This is a genomic window from Pseudomonas fildesensis (assembly GCF_001050345.1).
Lineage (GTDB): Bacteria > Pseudomonadota > Gammaproteobacteria > Pseudomonadales > Pseudomonadaceae > Aquipseudomonas > Aquipseudomonas fildesensis.
In genome coordinates, this window is the sequence record NZ_LFMW01000005.1 from 254,528 (window position 1) to 262,095 (window position 7,568).

Consider the following 7,568-nt stretch of genomic DNA (forward strand, 5'->3'; position numbering starts at 1 on the left):
GCGTGTCCTGTGGATAACTCTGTTGATGAAATCTTTACGGAAGCTGTATTCATCAACGCTACAGGCCAAAAGCCGCACTGGTTATTTTTTGTTCACACCATAAAACGCACGCAAAACAGGCAGTTGCAGCGTGATGAGAGCCGCGCCACAAAACGGCTATTTCGTGACAACATCTACCTGCCGATTGTGCATAAGCATCTGGCGATAAGCATATAAACCGCGATTTACGGGCACTTTTTCCGGGCGATCAATAACCGGCACAGGTCGTTGATATCGTCGTAGGCCAGACTCGCGGCGATGTTATCCAACGGGTCCGTTGCAAAGGCCAACGCTTCGGCGATTAAAGGATCGCTGTGCACAACTTCCAACGGCTTTTCACCCAGGCGCAGCTTGAACGCGTCGACCATGTCCAGGCAAAACGCCGAGTTTTCATCCAACTGATTGATCACGAAGTGGCAGCGTGGCGCACGCTCACGCTCAAGGTAGGGCGCCAGCACCGCATCCAATTGGTCCAGCGTGCCAAGGCAGGCAGCGTTCGGTTGGGCGACGACCAGGACGATATCGGCCACGCTCAACGCTTGATGGAGATAGATGCTATTACCGGCGGGTGTATCGACGATCACGATGTGGCGTTCACTTAACCCCAGTGCCGACAGGTGCTGCGCCAGCCACTTCGGCTCGCGGGTGAGCCAACGCTGCAGGTTTTCTTTCTGCTGGAAATCGGTATCGCCAAAGGGGATCACCTGGCAACCGGCGAACCCCGCTTGCAGGATAGTTTCCCATCGCGCGTTGAACAGGCTGGCACGGCCGACGCCAAGTAACTCATGGTCCACACCGAAGTGCTGGCGCAGAGCGTTCTGAGGGTCCAGGTCCAACGCCACCACCGACTCACCCAGGCGCTGCAAGCCACTGCTCAACGCCGTGGCCAGCGTACTGCGGCCGACGCCACCATTGATCGATACCAGCGCCACCACGTTCGGGCGGGGCCCGGTCAGGGCATCAAGCTGAGGCTGCCCGTAGAGAGACGGGCCAGGGCCGGGAAAGCGCGAGCCGTCTTTCAGGTTCACACGGGTGCCATCGTCAAACGGGAGGGTGCCGAAAAAGTGCACCCGAGCCTTCCGCACCTTGGGGTCGCGGGTCACGCTCGTGCCGAACGGGGCGAAAAGATCATCGGTACGGCTCATGGCCGAAACTCCTTCACGGCGCGGTTAAAGACGTGAGAGGTCGGCAGATACGGCTTACCGCAGGTCTTTTTGTAGGCGCGTTCGTTGCCACATTCTGTGACAGACATAAGAAAGTGTCATTATTTTGATGATATTGCAGTCGAGCTTTCAGACGAGCGGAAAATAGCCAATTTACTGACAGCCAATAAGCGTAATTGGGTACCCAGTGATTTCATCGTGCCATTGTTTTTTACCCGGTATCACCGCACCATTGCCGCACCTTCAATGCTGAAAGCCTGGGTAATCGCGGTGGCGTTACGCTTTAGACTCCCTCGAATCCTCTACGGTTTAGCCATCACGCTGTTGCTGGGCGGCGGGCTGCTGGGCAATTTGCTCGCCGATTGGGATTTCAGCCAGATCAGCCGCCGCGCCGAATCGCTTTACGGGCCGCTGGGCGCCGGGCGCCAGCGCATCGATGCCTGGCAGCAATTGCTGGCGACACAAAAGCAGGTCAGCGAGACTGAGCAACTTAACGTGGTCAACTTGTTCTTCAACCGCCAGTTACGCTATGAAGAAGACACAGACCTGTGGCACGAGACTGATTATTGGGCGACGCCCATTCAATCCCTCTGGAAAGGCGCCGGTGACTGTGAAGACTACGCCATCGCCAAATACTTCAGCCTGCGTCACCTGGGCGTCCCGGCAGAGAAGCTGCGCATAACCTACGTCAAGGCCTTGCGCCAGAATCGCGCGCATATGGTACTGACTTACTATGCAAAGCCCGAAGCGATGCCCTTGGTGCTGGACAGCCTGATGGACCCCATTTTGCCTGCCAGCCAGCGCCCGGACTTGCTGCCCGTCTATGCTTTCAACGGCGAAGGGCTGTGGCTGACCGGCGCGGCGGGCAACAAGAAAGTCGGCGACACCAAACGTCTGTCTCGCTGGCAGGACGTGTTGAAGAAAATGACCGCCGAAGGTTTTCCGGCCAGTTCGGATAATTAACAGGAGCTACGATGTCACTGTTCAAACAATTGCTGATCGCTATCTGCGTGTTTCTAGTGGTCGCCTTCAGCGGTAGCTTCATGGTCAGCCTGGAAAGTTCGCGTACCCAGTACGTCAACCAGTTGCGCTCCCACGCCCAGGACGCGGCCACCGCACTGGCGCTGTCGCTGACCCCGAACATTGACGACCCGGCGATGACTGAGCTGATGGTCAGTTCGATCTTCGACAGTGGCTATTACGCGAGCATTCGCGTGGTGGACCTGAGCAATAACCAGGTGCTGGTGGAGCGTGCCGCCGAGCCGGATGCCAGTAGCGTACCGGCCTGGTTCGTGAAGATGATCGGCCTTGCGCCGGCCGGCGGCGACGCTATCGTCAGCCGCGGCTGGCAGCAGGCTGCACGGGTCGAGGTGGTCAGCCACCCGATGTTCGCCTTGGCCAAACTGTGGCAGAGCGCGTTGGGCAGCCTGGCTTGGTTGCTGGTGTGCGGAGCGGTGAGTGCGGTGCTGGGCGCGCTGTTGCTGCGACGTCAGCTCAAGCCACTGGACTATATGGTCGAGCAGTCCCACGCCATCGCGCGGCGCGAATTCATTAGCTTGCCCGACCTGCCCCGCACTCCCGAACTGCGACGCGTGGTGCAGGCCATGAACCAGATGGTCGAGAAGCTCAAGGCGTTGTTCCATGAGCAGACCGAGCGCAGCGAGAAGCTGCGCGTGGAGTCCTACCAGGACAGCCTGACCGGGCTGGCTAACCGTCGTTATTTCGAGATGCAACTCCAATCCCGCGTCAGCAACCTGGAGGAAGCCAGTTCAGGCTACCTGCTGATCCTGCGCGTCAACGACCTGGCCGGCCTCAACCAGCGCCTGGGCGGGCAACGTACCGACCAGCTGTTGCAAGCCATCAGCCAGCAACTGGTGCGCACCTGCGCCAAATACCCCGAAACCCAAAACCTGATCACTCGCAGCCGTGGCGGCGAGTTCGCGGTGCTTGCGCCAGGCCTGGTGCGTGATGAAGCGCTGCAATTGGCCCAGGCGCTGGAAACGACCTTGCAGAGCCTGCACGAAACAGGCGCCACCGACATGCCAATCGTGGCTTACATCGGCCTGGCCCCTTACAACCCGGGCGATGCCTCCGCAGACCTGCTGAAGCTGGCCGACCAGGCCCTCGCCCAGGCTGAAGCCAGTGTCGTCCAGAGCTGGGTATGCCTGGAACACCGGACCCCGGGCACCGTCAGCGATGACCCGCACAGCTGGCACACACTGCTCGACGATGCGCTGAATCAAGGGCGCTTCCACTTGTTTTTCCAGGCGGTGGTAAGCAGTAGCGATACTCGTCAGGTGATGCATTACAAGGTGCTGTCACGCCTGCTCGACAACCAGGACCAGACCATTGCGGCAGGCCACTTCCTGCCCTGGCTGGAGCGCTTCGGCTGGACGGCGCGCCTCGATCAACTGATGCTCGACCTTGTGATCAAACACCTGGCGCAGCACAACCAATCGTTGGCTCTGAACCTCTCGGCAGCCACCTTGAATGACCCGCAAGCCCTGGAGCGGGTGTTCGAACGGTTGGCTCAGCACCCGGCACTGGGGCTGCGCCTGACGCTGGAGATCGGCGAAGAGCAAGTGCCCGAGCAAACCGAGCTGGAGCGTCTCACCCGGCGTATGCGCAGCCTGGGCTACAGCCTTGGCCTGCAGCGGTTTGGCGGTCGTTTCAGCATGATTGGCAACCTGGCCAACCTGGGCCTGGCGTACCTCAAAATCGATGGCAGCTACATCCGCGCCATTGATCAGGAAAGCCACAAGCGCTTTTTTATCGAGGCCATCCAACGCGCCGCCCACAGCATTGACTTGCCGTTGATTGCCGAGCGAGTGGAAACGGAGGGTGAGTTGCGAGTGATTCGCGAGATGGGCATTGAAGGGGTGCAAGGCCAACTGGTCGGTGAACCGGCGCCCTGGAAGTGGAGCACTGAGTGATCACGCCTCCTTGACGGTCATGCCGTGAAGGAGGTGCGCAAGCATCAGATCAAACCGTGTTCATCGTCGTCGATCAGCTCACTCAACCCGCCCAGCGCCGTCCGTGCCTGGGTACGCTCCATAAACTTGGCCTGCGCTGCGGGCGGCAGGTCAGTGATGCGGATCACACCCTTGGCTGTCAGCACCTGGATCAAGTCATCGAGCACTCGAATCATCTCAAGGTCACTGTTCTTGAGCTGCTTGAGGCCGTTGTCGATCGCATCCGTGGCAAACCACGCCTGAATTTCGTGGTGGTCAGCCGGTAGGGTCTCGGTAGCCTCGGCGAAGGCCTGCGCCTCGACGCGAACCAAAGCGTTGTATTGATCGCGTTGCACGTAGAACATCAGCGTTCTCCCAATAAAAAATCCCTGCAGGCGCCGCACACGGTTCCCACAGAGATTACACACATTTTCCCGAAGCTGATGCCCACAGGGCGCCAATCCCGAAAGATTGGCGCACCTGAGTGATCAGTCGTGATGCTTGACGGTCAGGTCGCCACCGGCGATCAGGCTATTGATCGCGGCGCTGCCATTGCCCCAGTTGGCGCCATCGACCTTGATCGTAACATCGGCCGTGCCGCCATTCGCGGTGAACGAACCGGTGCTGCTCACGCTCAGTGTCGAGTTGCCCGACGTATCGGTGGTCAACTTCAGGTAGCTCGACAGGTTGTTGTCGTTATTGCCTTGCAGCAAATCGGACAGGTCCAGCTTGTCGCCTTCGCCGTGCTTGAAGTCAGTGATCTTGTCGAAGCCACCGGTGGTGTTGATATCCCCTTTGAGCCACACGAAGGTATCAGCGCCTGCGCCGCCGGTGAGGATGTCATCGCCCCTGCCGCCCACCAGGATGTCATTACCCGCACCGCCGGAGAGCGTATCGTTACCGCCCTGGCCGAACAGAATGTCGTCGCCGGCATTCCCGAGCAGGTTGTCGCCGCCATCCTTGGTCCCGTAGATGTTCGACGCGCTGGCCAAAGCGCCGACGTCCTGCACGTGCTCAGTGATGTACTGGTGCAAGGTACGATCATCGATCTGGTCAACCGTGGTAGACAGTTTTTCGGCCGCAAACGCCTTGAGTGCAGCGCTGCCCTCCTGGCCGTTGTAGCTGATCAGGTCACCGAACAGGATGTCGTTGCCCGAACCACCCGTGATGCTGTCGGCGCCGGTATCGGCTGTGTGACCGGTGATGGCATCTGCCAGCTTCGCGGTGTCGATCGTGGCGACTTTATTGTCGCTATCGAACTGCGCGAGCACCTTGCTATCAATGTCCGAACCCAGGCCGATCGCCTCGACGGTAACCTTGCCCGAGACCGCGTTGACCAGATCGGAGTAGGCCGTCTTGGCGTTGTTCAACGCGGTGTTGGAGTTGTTGTAGACCGCCGCAACGTCAAAGCCGCCGTTGCTGCTGGCCACTACCGTGCCTTCAAACGTCTGACGGCCCCAAACATCGTAGGAATAGACCTTACCCGTTCCATCGACAATCATCTGCGACCCGCCATTGACCGTTGCGTAGACCGCTTTGGTTTGGCCCAGGATGTAGTTGGAGCTGTTGACCACGTTATCAAAGTAAACGGTAGAACCGAAAAAGCTGGTCGAGCCCAGGCCAGGGTTGCCCTGCACGCTGGTGTACACATTCGGCTCGCCATCGGTAATGAAGTACGTCAGGTTTTTTGCACCCACATTGCTCGTGGCGTCGCTGCTCTTGAACCAGTTGGTGGCGGCGTTGAACGCATCCTGATAGTTGGTCATGTCGCTCGAATTGGACGTCATCTGCGTCAATACCGCCTGCAAGGCCGCTTTGGCGGCAACCTTGTCCGACAGGTCGACCGAGACCTGCGATTGCACCCGAGTATCGAAATCGACCAGCAACACCTTCACGATGCCCGATTCTTTACCGCCGGCATTGGCGATCAAGGTATCGAACACACTCGTCAACTGAGCCTTGATCGACTTCATGGCGGCGGAGCCGATACTGCCCGACGTATCGACGAGGAAGGCGATGTTGTAGTTGCTGCCTGGTGTGACGATGCCGCCTTTGTCACCCACCACCACGTTGTTGACCGCGGAGCTGCTCAGGTTGATGACATCGGCAGCACCGCCGCCTTCCGTGACCACGTAGGTTTGAGGGGCAACGGTGATGGTGCTGGTAGCCACTGTGGAACTGAGGCTGTTGCCACCTTCGTTGTCCTTCACCGAGATCTCGATGGTGCGATCACCCGTAGCCGGATACTTGCTGGTGCTGGAGTACTGGAACGATTCCAGCAGGGTCTTGTAGGTGGCAGAGTCAGCAGCACCGGACAGTGTCAGTACGATTTTGCCACTGACGTCGGTACCGACCTTGGTCACGGTGATGCCGTTGTAGGTACCGCCGACGTTGACCAGGCTCGAACTGAGCTGGTCGCCCACACTGGCGTTTTTCAGGGTGATGCTCGCACTTTGCATCTGGGTGCTGTCGACGTCACCGATAAGCACTTTGCCGGTAATCGCCACGCCGCTGGTGCCGCGCTCGGTGTAGGCCGCGTTGTAGCTGGTGATGAGGGTACCGTCTGCCGTGCTGAGGTCCAGGGTGGGTGCGTCGTTGACCGCCGTCACGGTGATAGTGCCGTTGGCGGCTGCCGAGGTCAGCGGGTTAGTGCCGTCGGCGTTGCCGCTGTCGGTGGCGGTGTAGCTGAAGTTGGCGGTGCCGTTGAAGTTCAGGTTCGGCTTGAAGTAAACCGTCGCCTCACCGTTGGTGGCCGCGATGCTGCCAGTCACCGGCTTGGTCATGGCGGCGTCAGTGAAGAACGTGCCATTGGTAGGCGTGCCCACGGTGAACGATTTAACGTTCGCCAGGCCGTCCACGTCGGTGGCGGAGAGCTTGACCGCGATACCCACGGTTGGGTCTTCCGCGCCGCTGCCGGTGGTTGCTACTGCTACTGGCGCATCGTTGACCGGAGTCACGGTGATGCTGCCGGTGGCGGCTGGCGAGGTCAGCGGGTTAGTGCCGTCTGCGTTGCCGCTATCAGTCGCGGTGTAGGTGAAGTTCGCGGTGCCGTTGAAGTTCAGGTTCGGCTTGAAGTACACCGTCGCCTCACCGTTGGTAGCCGCGATGCTACCGGTAACCGGTTTGGTCATGGCCGCATCGGTGAAGAACGTGCCGTTGGTCGAGGTGCCGACGGTGAACGATTTCACGTTCGCCAGGCCATCCACGTCGGTCGCGCTCAACTTGACCGCGATGCCTACAGTTGGGTCTTCAGCACCGCTGCCGGTGGTCGCAACGGCTACTGGCGCATCGTTGACCGCGGTCACGGTGATGCTGCCGGTGGCGGCTGGCGAGGTCAGCGGGTTAGTGCCGTCAGCGTTGCCGCTGTCGGTCGCGGTGTACGTGAAGTTAGCCGTGCCGTTGAAGTTCAGGTTCG

The 7,568-nt window shown here is 59.6% G+C and carries 6 protein-coding genes; 3 read left to right on the plus strand and 3 right to left on the minus strand.

What is annotated here, in order from left to right; translation table 11 throughout:
- Positions 1-9 precede the first annotated feature (9 nt).
- Positions 10-216: a hypothetical protein gene (locus tag ACR52_RS30290; protein ID WP_152687606.1), complete on the plus strand. Its 207-nt coding sequence runs from the start codon at positions 10-12 to the stop codon at positions 214-216.
- An 8-nt stretch (positions 217-224) separates the two neighbouring features.
- Here ACR52_RS30290 and bcsQ read toward each other — a convergent pair whose 3' ends face one another.
- Positions 225-1,184, minus strand: a complete 960-nt coding sequence (gene bcsQ / locus ACR52_RS09695) for a cellulose biosynthesis protein BcsQ (RefSeq protein WP_048723429.1) — start codon at positions 1,182-1,184, stop codon at positions 225-227.
- A gap of 288 nt (positions 1,185-1,472) precedes the next feature.
- On the opposite strand from bcsQ, the gene lapG reads away from it, so the two are divergent.
- Complete coding sequence (lapG, locus tag ACR52_RS09700; RefSeq protein WP_048723454.1) at positions 1,473-2,165, plus strand: cysteine protease LapG; 693 nt, start codon at positions 1,473-1,475, stop codon at positions 2,163-2,165.
- Positions 2,166-2,176: 11 nt separating this feature from the next.
- On the plus strand, positions 2,177-4,135 hold the full coding sequence (gene lapD, locus ACR52_RS09705) for a cyclic di-GMP receptor LapD (protein ID WP_048723431.1): 1,959 nt from the start codon (positions 2,177-2,179) through the stop codon (positions 4,133-4,135).
- A gap of 44 nt (positions 4,136-4,179) precedes the next feature.
- Here lapD and ACR52_RS09710 read toward each other — a convergent pair whose 3' ends face one another.
- Complete coding sequence (locus ACR52_RS09710; RefSeq protein WP_048723433.1) at positions 4,180-4,518, minus strand: hypothetical protein; 339 nt, start codon at positions 4,516-4,518, stop codon at positions 4,180-4,182.
- Positions 4,519-4,641: 123 nt separating this feature from the next.
- Positions 4,642-7,568, minus strand: a 2,927-nt coding sequence (locus ACR52_RS09715; protein ID WP_048723434.1) for a type I secretion C-terminal target domain-containing protein, incomplete at its 5' end; no start/stop codon positions are given.

Coding starts and splice junctions, on each gene's coding strand:
- ACR52_RS09710 (WP_048723433.1), bottom strand. CDS start 4,518: ATGTTCTACGTGCAACGCGATCAATACAACGCTTTGGTTCGCGTCGAG.
- lapD (WP_048723431.1), top strand. CDS start 2,177: ATGTCACTGTTCAAACAATTGCTGATCGCTATCTGCGTGTTTCTAGTG.
- bcsQ (WP_048723429.1), bottom strand. CDS start 1,184: ATGAGCCGTACCGATGATCTTTTCGCCCCGTTCGGCACGAGCGTGACC.